Here is a 14,212-nt window from a genome sequence, read left to right on the forward strand (position 1 = left end):
GGCTCAGAAGATCGGGATGCTGGCGCCGATGGCGACCATGCCGGTCGTGACCTTCCACATGCCCCATGGGATCAGGCGCGCGGTCGACGGCGGCACGCTGACGACGTCGCCGTCGGCGAGCGGCATGTCGGGCGCGGCGCCGCTGGCGACGGCGTCGAGATCGACCACGTACATCTTCTGCTCGTTCGGCCCGACGCTGCGCTTCACCACGGCCTGCCGGCGATCGGCGGCGAAGTGGTTGCCGCCCGCGGCGGCGATCGCGCCCGCCAGCGTGAGGCCGCGCGTCACCGGGTAGGCGCCGGGCTTCTCGACCCAGCCGTCGACCAGGACGTTGCCGGCGGGCGAGATGCTCACCACGTCGCCGGCGGCGACGCGCACGTTCATGCGGCGCTCCTCGTCGCTGTCGGGCTGGATCAGCGTCTCCAGATCGAGGCGGATCGGGTCGGCCTGGCCGGCCGGCGTGAAGGCGACGATGCGGCCGGCCTCCTTCGTCGGACCGCCCGCGGCCCAGACCACGTCGGCGATCGTCGCCCCGGGACGCGTGACCGGATACAGGCCCGGCTTCTCGACCGTCCCCATGACGGCCACGACGCCGCTGCGGTACTCGGCGAGGCTGACCGTCACCTGCGGCTTGCGCAGGATGTCGGCGCGGACCAGCCGCTGCGCCAGCAGGGCCTCGAGCTCGCTGGTGGTGAGCCCTTCGGCCCGCACCGGCCCGAGGAGCGGCAGCGTGATCACGCCGTCGGCGCCGACGCGGAAGCCCTGGGTGAAGGTCGGCACGCCGGGCACCGTGGCCGCGACGATGCCGCGCGACAGCTCGGCCGGTCCCCTGTTGCCGGACTCGAGCAGCTCGGGGATGCGGACCTCGAGCAGATCGTCGGGTCCGATGCGGTAGCCGCGGCGCGGATCGCCGCCGCTGCGCTCCGCGGCGAGCGCCTGGAGGCGCTCGCGATCACGCTCGCTGACGACGTCGCGCACGGCGACGTTCTCCGGCGGCGTGGAAAGCCCGACGTCGCGCTGGAGGCCGCATCCGGCCCCGCCGAGCGCGAGCCCGAAGCACACGAGGGCACAGACGCCGCGCCCGGAGACGGGGGGCAGACGCCCCCCCGCTTCACGACGCCGGGACGATCTCGGAGCTTTCCACGTGGATGGTGCTACGCCGGACATCGCCCCGTCAGTTGGTACATCCGGTCGACGGGGACTTCTTCGGGCACTTCGGGTACTTCTTCTTCTTCAGCTTGCCGTTCGGCTTCTGGCAGACGGCACGGCAGACCTGGATCGCAGGCCGCTTCTTGTTCGGCTTGCAGGTCTTGCAGTCGAGGCTCACGCGCGTCTGCTTCTTGCCGCAGTTGCGCGCGTTGCAGATGCCCTGGGCCGCCGCGGGCTGGGCTATGGCGAGTCCCGCCGCGAGCAACGCCCCGGCCAGCAGTCCCACCAACCCCGTTCGTCCCCACCGGTTCATCACGTCCATCCCAACCCCTCCTGCCGGCACTTGCCGAATCAGCGGACGGCGACGCGTCGTGGCGCCTCGAGCCACGGCGGACGGCACACGAGCGCTCCGCGAGTGACTCCAAAGCACGACCGGTGCGCGGCTCCTCCGAGCCAGCGCGGCCTCTCCACGACCACACCTCCCACCGCGAAAACGTCAAAACTATACGACGTGCCGGTTGTCAAGGAAGGAGTCGCGTTTGGAAGGCAATCCACGAAGCGGGACTGGATGCGCCACCCGGTCGGGGGGCGGGTCGCGATTCATTTGACGCGCGCGGCACGGCTCGTTACGCGGATGCGCATGCGTCGCTTCGTCGCCGCGGTCGCGCAGATGGCCTCCGGAGCCGACCGCGCACGCAACGTCGGACGCGCGAGCGAGCTCGTCCGCACCGCCGCCGCGCGCGGGGCACGGCTCGTGGTCCTGCCCGAGGTGTTCGCCTGGCGCGGCCCGCGCGAGGCCGAATCCGATCAGGCCGAGACCATCCCCGGGCCGACGAGCGACGCGCTGGCCGCGGTCGCGCGCGAGACGTGCGTCTGGCTCTGCATGGGCTCGGTGCTCGAGCGCGGTCCGCACGACGGCGGCGGCCGCAGCTGGAACACGAGCGTGCTCGTCTCACCCAGCGGCGAGATCGCCGCGTCCTACCGCAAGATCCATCTGTTCGACGTCGAACTGCCGGGACGGGTGTCGGTCCGCGAGTCCGACGCGCGCGCGCCGGGCACCCAGGTCGTGACGGTCTCGACCGAGCTCGGCACGATCGGCATGGCGGTCTGCTACGATCTGCGCTTCCCCGAGCTGTTTCGCCGTCAGGTGGCGGCGGGCGCCGAGCTGCTGACGCTGCCGTCGGCCTTCACGTTCGTCACCGGCGCGGCGCACTGGGCCGTGCTCTGCCGGGCGCGGGCGATCGAGAGCCAGTGCTATCTGCTGGCGGCGAACCAGACCGGCCCCAGTGCCCACGGTCATCTGGATTTCGGTCATTCGATGATCGTGGACCCCTGGGGCACGGTCCTGGCCGAAGCCCCCGAGGGCGAGGGGCTGGCCATGGCGGAAATCGATCGGGACTACGTCGTGCGCGTGCGCCGCGAGATGCCCTGCCTCGAGCACCGCCGGCTCTGATCAGACCTCCGGGTCCGAGCGCACGAGCGCGAGCGCGAGGGCCTCGGCGAGCACGCCCATCCGCTCCAGCTCGCGGGCGGTGAAGGGATAGTGGCGCTCGCGCCCCACCCAGAGGACGCCCAGCGTCCGGCCATGGCTCGCGACCGGCACGGCGTAGGCCACCGCCGCGTCCGGCGGATCCGCCGGATCGCGCAACGCAGGCCGCAGCCCCGCCGAAGCGATCGTGCGCTGCGCGCCGCCGGCGAGCGACAGCACGACCGCATCGGCATGGCCGAGCTCCGCCGCCGCGACCGCGACGGCGTCGACGGCGCCGCGGATGCGCTCGTCGCGGGCAAGGATCGTCCGCTCGAGCCGCCACAGCGCCAGCCGTGCGCGACCGAGCGCACGCTCGGCGTCCGACCGCTCCCGGGGAATCGCCGGGCGGGTCGTCACCCGCCGACGCGGCTCGGAAGCCGTCGCAGGAAGCCACTCGTCGAGGTGTGTCGGTCCCATCACGCAACCTCCTCTTCGCCGCCGATTGAACCCGCACTTGGTGATTTCGGGAAGTCCGGCGAACGGTGAGCCTGCCCGCAACGATGGGTGACTCCGCGCGTGGCGCGGCGGGGCGGACCGCCCCGCCGCGGCGCGCCGGACAAATCCGTGCACGACGCCCGCGCCGGCGGCACGCGAGCGGCACACGGACGCACCCGGCGTCGCGTTCCCGTCGCTCCGGGCGCGCGCAACGCCCCGTGTCGACGGGTTCCCGACGTGGCGCACGCCTTGCTTCCGACGTCGCCGTGCGCCGAGACCGCATGCCCGGACCGATCGCCTGGAGCGCCATCGCGCTCGTCGTCGCGGTCGCGCTCGCCTACTGGGGCCAGCGTCCGCCGAGCACGGGCATGCCCGGCGAGCACGTCGGGCGGGTGTCGCGCACGCGCGCGCCGCTGTTCGACGGCGGCTGCGTCTTCGCGGCCGACGTCCAGCTGAGCGGCCGCTGGGGCGACCTCTCGTTCAACCGCAACTACCTCGACATCAAGAAGGCGCTCGTGGCCCTGATGCGCACCAAGAGCCGCTACATGGTGAGCTCTCCCGTCGCGCGGGAGTCGCTGCGCCTGCAGATGGTGGCCGAGGTGAACCGGGTCGCCGGACGCCCGATCGCGCGCGAGATCCAGTTCTCGCAGTTCGTGGTCTTCTGACGGCGGATTGAACCGCACCGGGGGTCGGTGGCAGGCTCGACCCCGCTCCATGCCGAAATCGCCGCCGCCCGACGCCGCCCACGTCCCGGTCGAGGTCCGCGTCCGCCGCCTGCACCGGCGCGACCTCAACCGCACGTGGGAGTTCCTGAAGCTCTGCTTCCGGGACGTGAACCGCGAGACGGTGGAGTACCAGCGGCCCCTCTCGAAACGGCACTTCGAGGACGTCTACGACGACGAGGAGGTCGAGCAGCTCGTCTTCGAGGTCGGCGACCGCATCGTCGGCTACGCCGAGTGCGCGTCCGACGTCGGCGGCGACGACTCGTGGATCAACCCGCGCTACTTCGAGAAGCGCGGCATGCGCCCGCTCTACGTCGAGGAGCTGGCGGCGCACCCCGACTACCAGGGCCGCGGCGTGGGTACGTTCATGCTGGAGCAGCTCGCGCACCTCGCCCGCGTCCGCGGCTGCACGCACCTCGTGCTCGAGGTCGCCGAGAACAACGAGGCGGCGCTGCGCTGGTACCGCAAGCGCAGCTTCTACAAGCTCGACGCCGCCATCTTCCTCGCCCAGAAGATCGAGACCGAGCCCGAGCTGCTGCCGCCGCGCAAGATCGCCGCCCGCGACGCCGCGCGCCGCACGCGCATCAAGGGCGCGACGCCGGCGAAGCCGCGCGCCGGCCGCAAGTAGCGCCACGCTACGCGGGCATGCCCTCGGCGTGGCGCGGCAGGCCGTCCGCCGGGAGCTCGAACCAGGGCGCCTTCGAGGCGACGAAGATGTGCATCTCGGGCACGATCGGCGGCGCGTCGTCGAGGCTGCCGAGCGGGATCACGGCGATGTTCCGCTCCGCGTCGGTGCGCGGCATCTTCGCCCCGCAGCGCCGGCAGAACACCTGCATGAAGTAGCGCGCCGCGGGCATCTTGTACGACGCCAGCAGCTCCTCGCCCTGTGTGAAGCGCAGGCCGTCGCGCGTGGTGAAGTAGTTCGCCGCGTGCGCCGCGGCGCGCGCCTTGCGGCAGCGCCCGCAGTGACAGCTCGCCGCACGCAGCGGCGCGCCCGGCGCGACGAATGCGACGCCGCCGCAGAGACAGCTCCCGCGCGTGCCCTCGCCCGACGGCGCCGGCGAGACGAGGTCCGGCTGCGGCGCCGGCGTGTCGGGGACGCCGCCGGGATACGTCTCGAACTGCACGAGGCCGTCGTCGATCCGGTACCAGGGCGCCTTCGAGCCCACGAAGATGTGCGACTCCGGTCGCGCCGTCACGCCCGAGTCGAGCGGACCGAGCGGCGTCTCGGCGAGATCCTCGAAGGCGGCGGCCCCGCTCGGCACGATCGTCCCGCAGCGGCCGCAGAAGGCACGCGTGTAGACGGGCGACGAGGCGAAGCGCACGACGCCGTCCTGCCCGCGCTCCCAGCGCAGCGACGCCGCCGGGAAGAGCCCGAACGTCGCGAACGCGGTGCCGTGCGCCTTCCGGCAGCGCTGGCAGTGGCAATGGTGGACGAAGGCGAGCGGGCCGTCGACCGACCAGGCCACGTCGCCGCAGAGACAGCTCGAGTGGATGCGCGCCATGCCCCCCGTGTCGCCCGGAGGCTCGGCCGTCGCAAGCCGTCAGCGCCCGGCCGGACCCTCGCCCGCCCGCTCCGGCTCCGCCGGCGGCAGCTCGTCGACGTGCGTCTCGGGGCACGCGCGCACGCCGGCCCCGCGCGCGGCGCGGGCGAGCATGTGGGCGCCGATGGGCGCCGTCACGAAGAGCAGGACGATCGCGAGCGCCGCCTGGAACGCGACCGACGGCGAGCGCTCCGGCAGCGCCACCACCACCGCCGCCAGCATCGTGCTCACTCCGAGGGTCGCCGCCTTCGTCGGGGCGTGCATGCGCGTGTAGAAGTCGGGCAGGCGCACGAGGCCGATCGAGCCCACGAGCGTGAAGAACAGCCCCACCAGCAGCAGCACGCTGGCGACGAGCTCGTCGAGCTCACTCAATGATGCGCCCTCGCATCAGCGCCTTGGCGATGGCCACCGTTCCCACGAAGCCGAGCAGCCCGAGGACGAGGATGGCGCCCATGTAGACGTCGGTCCGCAGGTGGATCGACAGCACGGCCAGCAGCGCGATCACGTTGATGGTCATCGTGTCGAGCGCGAGCAGGCGATCGACCGTCGCCGGGCCGATCACCAGCCGCCACAGGCAGAGCGCCAGCGAGATCGCCAGGCCCGATGCCGTGATCGCGGTCACGACGGCGAGCACGTCACCGCCTGCGCCAGCGGCGCTTCGAACTGCCGCTTGAGCTGGGCCCGGACGGCGTCGACGTCGTCGACGGCCAGGCAGTGGACGTAGAGCGCGGAGCGGTCGGGCGCGACGTCGACCGTCAACGTTCCGGGCGTCAGCGTGATCATGTTCGCGAAGGCGGTGATCTCGAGGTCGTCGCGCAGGTCGAGCGGCACCACGATGAACGCCGGACGGATGGGCGGGCGCGGCTGGACGATGATCCACGCCACCTGGAGATTCGCCATCACCACCTCGCGCACGAACTCCCACGCCAGCCGCAGCGCGACCGTGGGCCGTCGCAGCGTCACCTGCGGGGCCGCGAAGTTGCCGCAGGCCCACACGATGCCCGCGGCGACGAGATAGCCGAGCGCGAGCTGGCCGAGCGTGAAGTCGGCCTGGAGCATCACCCACACGAGCGCGAGCAGCGTCGTGTAGAGGGGACGATGGAACGGGCTCATCGCCCCCCTCCCGCCGGCAGCGCCGGCGCCACCGCCGCGACGTACGAGGGCACGTCGAGGAGCTGCGTCGCCGTCGCCTCGGCATAGCGCCAGAGCGGATCGGCCGCCGCGGCCAGCGTCACCGAGAACGACACCAGCAGGCCGACGGCGAGAAGCGCACCCGCGCGCGGCGGCGCGGCCGCCGGCTGCGCCGGCGTGCCCCAGAAGGCGGACGTCCAGATCTTCATCATGGAGAACAACGTGAGCAGGCCGGCGACGAAGACGACCGTCACGCCGAGCCAGCGCTCGGCGCCGATGCCCGCGCCCGCGAGCAGCGCCTTCGAGACGAAGCCGCTCGTCGGCGGCAGGCCGGCGAGCGACAGCCCGGCGACGAGGAACAGCGCCCCGAGCGCCGGCGAGACGTGGGCGACGCCGCCCAGCCTCCCGAGCTCGGGCGAGCCGCCGACGCGCTCGGTCGCCCCCGCGAGCAGGAAGAGCGCGCACTTCACGATCGTGTAGTGCACCAGGTAGACGATCGCCGCCGCGACCCCGGCCACGGTGAAGAGCCCGATCCCGAAGACGAGGTAGCCGATCTGGCTCACGATGTGGAACGACAGCAGCCGGCGCAGCTCGGTCTGCGAAACCGCGCCCAGCACGCCCACCAGCATCGACACCGTCCCCAGCGCCAGCATCACCTCGGCGCCCGACGCCCGCACGCCGTCGAAGGCGGTGGTCCACACGCGCAGCAGCGCGTACACGCCGACCTTGGTGGCGATGCCGCCGAACATCGCCGACACCGCGACGGGCGGCGCCGGGTAGGCGTCGGGCAGCCAGAACGCCAGCGGCAGCAGCGCCGCCTTGGTGGCGAAGACGACGAGCAGGGTCATCGTCGCCACGTGCAGCAGCCCGGCGCCGTCGCCGGCCGCGACCGCCGGCACCTTCACGGCGAGGTCGGCCAGGTTGAGCGTCCCCGTGAGGCCGTAGAGCACGCCGACGCCGAAGAGGAACAGCGCCGACGCCAGCAGGTTCAGGACCACGAACTGGAGGCCCGCCCGCAGCTGCCGCGCCGACGCCCCCAGCGTCAGGAGCCCGTACGAGGCGATCAGCAGCACCTCGAAGAACACGAACAGGTTGAAGAGGTCGCCGGTGACGAACGCGCCGTCGATCCCCATGACGAGAAACTGGAACAGCGGCAGGAACGGCAGCCGCTCGAGGCGCGGATCGCGCGTCGCGGCCTCGTAGAGCAGCACGGCGAGCCCGGTGCCGGCGGTGAGCAGCAGCATCACCGCGGCGAGGCGGTCGACCACGAGCACGATGCCGAAGGGCGCAGGCCAGCTGCCGAGCCGGTGCACCAGCACGGTGCCGTCGGCGGTCGCGACGGCCAGCGCGACGGCGACGCCGAGGAGGCCGGCCAGCGACGCGAGGCTCACCAGCCGCTGCGCGCGCGGATGGCTGCCGAGCGCCAGCAACAGGATCGCCGTCAGCATCGGCCAGACGACCGGCGCCGGCACCAGCTCAGCCACCGGACACCTCGAGGTCGACGCGCTCGCTGCCGGTGCGCCGGTAGCCGCGCCATGCGAGGACGAGCAGGAACGCCGTCATGCCGAACGAGATCACGATGGCCGTGAGCACCAGCGCCTGTGCGAGCGGGTCGGCCGCCTGCCCCGGCACGTGCGCGCCGGCGATCGGCGCGGCGCCCAGCCGCACGCGGCCCATGGCGACGAGCAGCAGGTTGATGCCGTGGCTCACGAGCGTCAGCCCCTGCACGACCGCGAAGCCCACGGGCCGGAGCATGAGGAACACGCCCGTGCCGAGAAGGGCGCCGACGGTGCAGGCGACGAGCAGCTCCATCCCTATTCCTCGATCGCCAACAGGATGCGCAGCGTCGACCCGGTAACGACCAGGAACACGCCGACGTCGAAGAGGCCCGCCGACGACAGCGGGAAGTCGCCGAGCAGCGGGAGGTGCAGATGGCCGTGCGCGCTGGTGAGGAACGGCAGTGTCGCGACCTGCGCCCCGAGCCCGGTCCCGACGACGACGAGCAGCCCGATCGCGACCAGCGCCTCCGACGGCACGCGCACCGCCTCCTGCATGAGTCGCCGCCCGGTCGCCACGTACTGCAGGATCACCGCGGCGGCGACGACGAGCCCGGCGACGAAGCCGCCGCCCGGTAGGTGATGGCCGCGGCCGAGCAACCACAGGGCCACCAGCAGCGCCAGCGGCATGACCACCCGCGCGACCGCCTGGAGCAAGGGCGAGATCACGCCGCGCGCCTCCGCGCCGCCTGCACCAGCGCCACGACGCCGAGCGCCGCGATCGCCAGCACCGTGATCTCGCCCATGGTGTCGTAGCCGCGGAAGTCGACGAGGATCACGTTCACCACGTTGCCGCCGCCGGCGTCGGGCAGGCTGCGCGCGAGATGGTAGCCGGAGATCGACGAGAACGGCCGGCGCATCACGCCGTAGACCACCGCGGCGGCGCCGCAGCCGAGCGCGAGCGCGAACGCGGCGTCGAAGACGACCCGTCGCCGCGGCTCCGGCAGCCGCGTCGCCTTGGGCAGGAAGTAGAGGACCAGCACGAGCAGGATCGTCGTGACGGCCTCGACGAGCACCTGCGTCAGCACGAGATCGGGCGCGCCGAGCCACACGAAGTAGACTGCGACGAGGAGCCCCGTCGCCCCGAGCGCGAGCACGGCGGGCCAGCGCTGCCGCCACAGCACCGCGACCGCGATCGCGCTCGCGATGGTGACGACGGCGAGCGTCGTCGCGCCGGCGGGGATCGGCGTCGGCGGCTCGGCGGCGGGGCCGGCGGGGCCGAACGGCAACCCCGCCGCCACCAGCAGCACGAGGAAGCACAGCACGACGAGGACGTAGCGGCGCAGCACGCCGGTCTGGATGCCGTCGGTGATGCGCCCGGCGACGCTGAGCACGCCTTTCACCGTCGCGTCGTAGCGCGCGCTCGCCGTCCGGCCGAGCCACACCGGGAGCACGGTGCGCGCCGTCGCGCGCCGCGCGACGTACCACGCCGTGCCGCCCGCGAGCGCCGCCAGGCTGAGGCCGAGCGCCGCGGTGGGGCCGTGCCACAGCGCGAGGTGCGTCGTCACGGGCGCGCCGGTGACGGCGCCCGCGGCGGCGGCGACGAGCGGCCCCATGACCAGCGCCGGCGCCACCCCCGCCGCGACGCAGAACGCGGCCAGGAGGTACACCGGCACCCGCATGCCGAGCGGCGGCTCGTGCGGGGCGTGGTGCGCCTCGCCGAAGCGCACCGGGCCGAAGAACGCGCCGACCACGAAGCGCAGCGCGTAGGCCGTCGTGAAGACGCTGCCGGCGAGGGCGACCAGCGGCCACACCGGCCGGCCGCCGTGGAGCAGCGCCTCGAGCCCCATCTCCTTCGACACGAAGCCCGAGAGCGGCGCGACGCCCGCCATCGCCGCCGCGGCCACGATCGCGAGCGCGGCGGTCTCTGGCAGCGCCGTGCGCAGGCCGGAGACGCGGGCGAGGTCGCGCGAGCCGCACTCGTGGTCGACGATGCCGGCGACGAGGAACAGCGGCGCCTTGAAGGCGGCGTGGCAGAGCACGTGCAGCGTCGCGGCCACCGCCGCCTCGGGGGTGCCGAGGCCGTAGAGCAGCGCGATGAAGCCGAGCTGGCTCACCGTCGAGTAGGCGAGGATGCGCTTCAGGTCCGTGTGGCGCAGCGCGATCCAGCCGCCGGCGAGCATCGTCGCGCCGCCGATCACGGGCAGCGCGTGCTGCCACAGCGCGAGCGGCGCGAAGATCGGCCACAGTCGTGCGAGGAGGAAGACGCCGGCCTTCACCATCGTCGCCGAGTGCAGGTAGGCGCTGACGGGCGTCGGCGCCGCCATCGCGCTCGGCAGCCAGAAGTGGAACGGCACCTGCGCCGACTTCGTGCACGCGCCGACCAGCATCAGCGCCAGCGCGATCGGCGCCGCCGGCAGGCCGCGGACCTGCACGGCCCGATCGCGCAGCGGCCCCAGCTCGAAGGTGCCCGCCGCGGCCCCCAGCACGAGCACGCCCGCGAGCAGCGCGAGCCCGCCCATCCCCGTCACCATGAGCGACTGCCAGGCGCCGGCGCGCGCGTCGGCCCGCTCGTCCCAGAAGCCGATCAGGAGGAACGACGCGATGCTGGTCAGCTCCCAGAAGACCACGAGCAGCAGCAGGTTGTCGGCGAGCACGACGCCCAGCATCGCGGCCATGAACAGCAGCAGCGAGGCGTAGAAGCGGGGCAGCGCCTCGTGCGCGCCGAGGTACCAGCGGGCGTACACGACGACGAGGAGACCGATGCCCGCGATCAGCAGCACGAAGAGCAGGGCGAGCCCGTCGAGCCGCAGCGAGACGGCGAGCCCGAACGCGGGCATCCAGGGGACCGACGCCGTCGCGGCCCCGCCACCCAGCACCGGCCCGGCGAGCGCCGCCGTCAGGCCCAGCACCGCGACGGCGACGGCCGCACTCACGAGGGCGAGGCCGCTTCGTCCGAGGATGCCGGCGAACGGCAGGACCGCCGCGGCGAGCAGCGGCAGCGCGGGGATGGCGAGGAGCGAAGACATCGACGCGCGGCGCCCTTCGCTAGCACATCGAGGCGCACTTACCACCTCGCCGGCCGGCCGCCCCGGCGTGGGGCGGCCGGCCGGGGCGGCATCCGCCGTCAGTCGGCGCGATCGACGAAGCGGTCGCCGCGGTTGCGCTGCGCAGGGGCGGAGTAGCTCGCCTCCCAGCAGCCGCCCCAGGCGCTCTGGAGCTGGACGCGCACCGGCTGCGGCAGCGGGAACGGGCCCAGCCGCACGGCGCCGCCGCGGGCCTTCAGCGTGATCGTCGAGCGGCCGCGAGCGGTCGCGAGCGCCAGCCGCTCGACGCCGTCGGGAGTCAGCTCCGGATCCGCATACGCCCAGCCGCCGCCGCGCTTCGGCGACCAGCAGGCGCGCGGCCGCTTCGCGTTGCAGGTGCCGGCGGCGGGCACCTCGGCCCGCCAGCGCAGGGCGCCGATCCCGTCGTACACGCACAGCGAGTACGCGTTCGTCGCCGCGGGATCGCCGAACGGCCCCGCTCCCCGCCCGCTCCACTTCCACGTGAGCCGCTGGCCGGCGACGGCGAGCTTGCCGGCGTGCGTCGCGACGCACGCGCCCGGCGCCGGCGCGCAGGCCGGCGGGCCGGCGTCGAGCGGCTCGGGCGCCGCCGGCGGCAGGACCGGTGCGACCGGCGCCTGCACTGCGCCGCCCGGCGCCTCGCGCACGGGCAGGCGCAGCTCGAGGTTCGACACGGTGACGGTGAAGACGCCGTTCGACGCCCGCCCGTAGGGCGCGCTCTGGCCGAGCAGCTCGAGCTTCGGCCGGTGGCCGGCGGCGAAGCGCCAGCCGTTCGGGTGCAGCTGGATCGGCAGCGGGCCGACGTCGTCGGTGCGCGGCCGGAAGAGCGCGTGCGTGACCAGCGTCTGCTGGCCGTCGGGCGCGACGTCCCACAGCCGTGCGGCGATGGTCGCGTAGCTGCCGCGCACCGCGTAGTCGGCGACGATCGTCGGCGCGCCCATGAGCGTGTAGCCGGCGCCGGTCGCCGCCGGGAACACCCAGGTCGCGGCGCCGGGATCGGTCGCCGCCGGCACCGTGCGGCAGGCGGGGCCGCTCAGCGGATCGGTCGCCGCCGCGTTGGCCGCGCTGCCGCCCTTCTCGTCGAACGTCTGCGGGCCGGCGTCGCGGAAGCGCACCTCGCCGGGGTGTGTGGCGTCCCAGGTGGGGGCGAAGAACGGGCCTTCGGAGGCGGCGTCACGGCACCCCTGCGTCCACACCTCGACCTTCTCGAGCGGGCCGCCGACGCCCTTCAGATGGCGCGCGAAGAAGGCGTCGACGCGCTCGAACACCGGCACGGCGGAGCTGCCGGCACCGGCGCGCGGGTGCCCGAAGCCGTCGGCGAGAATGAGCGCGACCTCGGCGCTCGGATGGCGCGTCGTCACCTTGCGCCACAGGCGCACGGCCTCGTCGCCGGGGAAGAGGTCGTCGGTCCAGGCGTTGTAGATGAGCAGCGGCGCCGGGGGCACGCCGCCGTCGACGTAGTACGCCGAGTGGTGGCGGGTGATCTCCTCGATCAGCGCCGCCGTCTCGGGCGAGCCGTCGTACGGCTCGCCCGCGGAGATGCGGGCGTTCCAGCCCGGCAGGTCGGCCGACGGATCGGCGCCGTCCGGCGCATAGTAGGCGGTCGCGAGGCCGCTGGCGTAGAGCGCCGCGTTCCACGACGCCTTCTGGATGCCGGCGCGGGCGCCGTACGGGTTGTCGGCGAGGTAGTCGAGGTTGCGGCCGGTCGGCGTCAGCGCCTGCCCGAGGTCGGTCCACGGGATCAGCGGCGCCGCGGCGGCGATGCGCATCGGCTTGCCGCCCGGGCTCACCCACGGGACCAGCGTGCCGTCGGGCAGCGCGACGCGGTCGCGCAGCATGCCGAGGATCGCCGACTGGCCGCCGCCGTACGAGATGCCGGTGACGCCGACGCGATCCGGGATGACGTGCCCCTCGTCCGCGAGCAGCGACGCCAGCCACTGCGTGTCGCGCGCCTCGTAGCGGACGTCGGAGAGATGCACCCAGCCGCGCTCGACGCAGACGTTCGGATTCGAGAGCGACGGATCGGGCGCACGCGACGCGGGGAAGCCGCACGACTGCTGGAAGCCGCGGGCGGTGTAGCTCAGCACCACGTAGCCGGCCTGCGCCCGCGCCACCTGCGCGCCGCCCGACTTGGAGCCGCCCCAGCCGTGCAGGTCGACGATGAGCGGGAACGGCCCCGTCTGCGCCGGCGGCGGCAGCGTCACCGCGACGTCGAGCGGGACGCCGTCCCAGCTCTCGACGCGGCTCGCGACCGAGCCGTTGCACAGCTGGACGCCCGAGGGCTGCACGACGCACGGGATGCGACCGCCGAACACCGCGGCCACCGGCGCGGCCGGCGCGACGTCCGGAACGAGGAAGGGGAGCAGCGCGAGCGCCGCGACCAGAGTCCGCATCGGCGGACCTTACGGCATGGCTCGCGAAACCGGCAAGATCGAAAACGTGCGTGTGACGCGTCGTCCCGGGAAGGCTGGCCGGGCCGGCCGACGCCGGTTAGAACCGCGGGAGAGGAGACCCGACATGCCGTCACGCGCGACGTTCCTGCTCCCTGCCCTCGGCCTCGCCGCCCTCGCCTTCGCCGCGGATCCGCCGCCGCCGACCGCGGTCGGCCCCGCCGTGAACGACGCCATCGCCGTCCTCGCCCCCACGGAGGGCAGCAAGGTCGCGGGCACCATCCGCTTCCGCAAGGCCGGCGACGGCGTGCGCATCACCGGCGAGGTGACCGGCCTCGCACCCGACTCGAAGGTCGGCTTCCACATCCACGAGTTCGGCGATTGCTCCGCACCCGACGGCACCAGCGCCGGCGGCCACTTCGCGCCCGAGGGCAACCCGCACGGGGCGCCCACTGCGCCGCACCACCATGCCGGCGATCTCGGCAACCTCGAGGCCGACGCCACCGGCACCGCGAAGGTCGATATCTCCGCCGGGGGCCTCGGCATCGCCACGGGCGGCTCGCAGATCATCGGCCGCGGCCTCATCGTCCACACGCAGCCCGACGACTTCACGACCCAGCCCACCGGCAACGCCGGCGGCCGCGCCGCCTGCGGCGTGATCGGCGTCGCCAAGCCGGCCAGCTGACCGGCGCCGGTGCGGGCGGCGGCGCTCCGCCCGCACCCGCCGCGGTGGCCTGCCCCACGACGGGATG

At 73.9% G+C, this 14,212-nt stretch carries 16 protein-coding genes; 4 read left to right on the plus strand and 12 right to left on the minus strand.

Going from position 1 to position 14,212, the window contains the following annotated elements; genetic code table 11:
• Window positions 1-3 precede the first annotated feature (3 nt).
• Together KIT14_01255 and KIT14_01260 are read right to left on the minus strand one after the other, a co-directional pair.
• Window positions 4-1,062 (minus strand): polysaccharide biosynthesis/export family protein, encoded by a 1,059-nt coding sequence (locus KIT14_01255; GenBank protein ID MCW5889157.1) that lies wholly within the window; start codon window positions 1,060-1,062, stop codon window positions 4-6.
• Window positions 1,063-1,174: 112 nt separating this feature from the next.
• Window positions 1,175-1,435 carry a hypothetical protein gene (locus tag KIT14_01260; GenBank protein ID MCW5889158.1) on the minus strand — a complete coding sequence of 87 codons (261 nt, stop codon included), beginning with the start codon at window positions 1,433-1,435 and terminating at the stop codon, window positions 1,175-1,177.
• 354 nt (window positions 1,436-1,789) lie between these two features.
• Here KIT14_01260 and KIT14_01265 point away from each other — a divergent pair, with 354 nt between their 5' ends.
• A complete protein-coding gene (locus KIT14_01265; GenBank protein ID MCW5889159.1) occupies window positions 1,790-2,602 on the plus strand; it encodes a carbon-nitrogen hydrolase family protein in 813 nt (270 codons plus the stop codon).
• Here KIT14_01265 and KIT14_01270 read toward each other — a convergent pair whose 3' ends face one another.
• Complete coding sequence (locus tag KIT14_01270) at window positions 2,603-3,034, minus strand: GAF domain-containing protein (GenBank protein ID MCW5889160.1); 432 nt, start codon at window positions 3,032-3,034, stop codon at window positions 2,603-2,605.
• Between the two features lie 359 nt (window positions 3,035-3,393).
• On the opposite strand from KIT14_01270, the gene KIT14_01275 reads away from it, so the two are divergent.
• Both KIT14_01275 and KIT14_01280 read left to right on the plus strand, forming a co-directional pair.
• Window positions 3,394-3,777: a flagellar basal body-associated FliL family protein gene (locus KIT14_01275; protein MCW5889161.1), complete on the plus strand. Its 384-nt coding sequence runs from the start codon at window positions 3,394-3,396 to the stop codon at window positions 3,775-3,777.
• 49 nt (window positions 3,778-3,826) lie between these two features.
• On the plus strand, window positions 3,827-4,462 hold the full coding sequence (locus KIT14_01280; protein ID MCW5889162.1) for a GNAT family N-acetyltransferase: 636 nt from the start codon (window positions 3,827-3,829) through the stop codon (window positions 4,460-4,462).
• A 7-nt stretch (window positions 4,463-4,469) separates the two neighbouring features.
• On the opposite strand, the gene KIT14_01285 is transcribed toward KIT14_01280, so the two are convergent.
• The 9 genes from KIT14_01285 to KIT14_01325 all read right to left on the minus strand — a co-directional run bounded on the left by KIT14_01285 (window position 4,470) and on the right by KIT14_01325 (window position 13,463).
• Window positions 4,470-5,339 carry a GFA family protein gene (locus tag KIT14_01285; GenBank protein MCW5889163.1) on the minus strand — a complete coding sequence of 290 codons (870 nt, stop codon included), beginning with the start codon at window positions 5,337-5,339 and terminating at the stop codon, window positions 4,470-4,472.
• A gap of 39 nt (window positions 5,340-5,378) precedes the next feature.
• On the minus strand, window positions 5,379-5,750 hold the full coding sequence (gene mnhG / locus KIT14_01290) for a monovalent cation/H(+) antiporter subunit G (GenBank protein ID MCW5889164.1): 372 nt from the start codon (window positions 5,748-5,750) through the stop codon (window positions 5,379-5,381).
• Window positions 5,743-6,012 carry a K+/H+ antiporter subunit F gene (locus tag KIT14_01295; protein MCW5889165.1) on the minus strand — a complete coding sequence of 90 codons (270 nt, stop codon included), beginning with the start codon at window positions 6,010-6,012 and terminating at the stop codon, window positions 5,743-5,745. The genes mnhG and KIT14_01295 overlap by 8 nt, the downstream gene beginning before the upstream one ends.
• On the minus strand, window positions 5,997-6,491 hold the full coding sequence (locus tag KIT14_01300) for a monovalent cation/H+ antiporter subunit E (GenBank protein ID MCW5889166.1): 495 nt from the start codon (window positions 6,489-6,491) through the stop codon (window positions 5,997-5,999). The genes KIT14_01295 and KIT14_01300 overlap by 16 nt, the downstream gene beginning before the upstream one ends.
• A complete protein-coding gene (locus tag KIT14_01305; GenBank protein MCW5889167.1) occupies window positions 6,488-7,993 on the minus strand; it encodes a Na+/H+ antiporter subunit D in 1,506 nt (501 codons plus the stop codon). The genes KIT14_01300 and KIT14_01305 overlap by 4 nt, the downstream gene beginning before the upstream one ends.
• Window positions 7,986-8,321, minus strand: a complete 336-nt coding sequence (locus KIT14_01310; protein MCW5889168.1) for a Na+/H+ antiporter subunit C — start codon at window positions 8,319-8,321, stop codon at window positions 7,986-7,988. Before KIT14_01310 ends, KIT14_01305 begins: the two co-directional genes overlap by 8 nt.
• Before the next feature lie 2 nt (window positions 8,322-8,323).
• Window positions 8,324-8,734 (minus strand): hypothetical protein, encoded by a 411-nt coding sequence (locus KIT14_01315; GenBank protein ID MCW5889169.1) that lies wholly within the window; start codon window positions 8,732-8,734, stop codon window positions 8,324-8,326.
• Window positions 8,731-11,034, minus strand: coding sequence for a DUF4040 domain-containing protein (locus KIT14_01320; GenBank protein MCW5889170.1), 2,304 nt, complete (start codon window positions 11,032-11,034; stop codon window positions 8,731-8,733). Before KIT14_01320 ends, KIT14_01315 begins: the two co-directional genes overlap by 4 nt.
• Window positions 11,035-11,132: 98 nt before the next feature.
• A complete protein-coding gene (locus KIT14_01325) occupies window positions 11,133-13,463 on the minus strand; it encodes an acetylxylan esterase (protein MCW5889171.1) in 2,331 nt (776 codons plus the stop codon).
• A gap of 124 nt (window positions 13,464-13,587) precedes the next feature.
• Between KIT14_01325 and KIT14_01330 the strand changes: the two genes are divergently transcribed.
• Window positions 13,588-14,145: a superoxide dismutase family protein gene (locus KIT14_01330; protein ID MCW5889172.1), complete on the plus strand. Its 558-nt coding sequence runs from the start codon at window positions 13,588-13,590 to the stop codon at window positions 14,143-14,145.
• The last annotated feature ends 67 nt before the right edge of the window (window positions 14,146-14,212 follow it).

Source organism: bacterium (assembly GCA_026129405.1).
Taxonomy (GTDB): domain Bacteria; phylum Desulfobacterota; class Binatia; order DP-6; family DP-6; genus JAHCID01.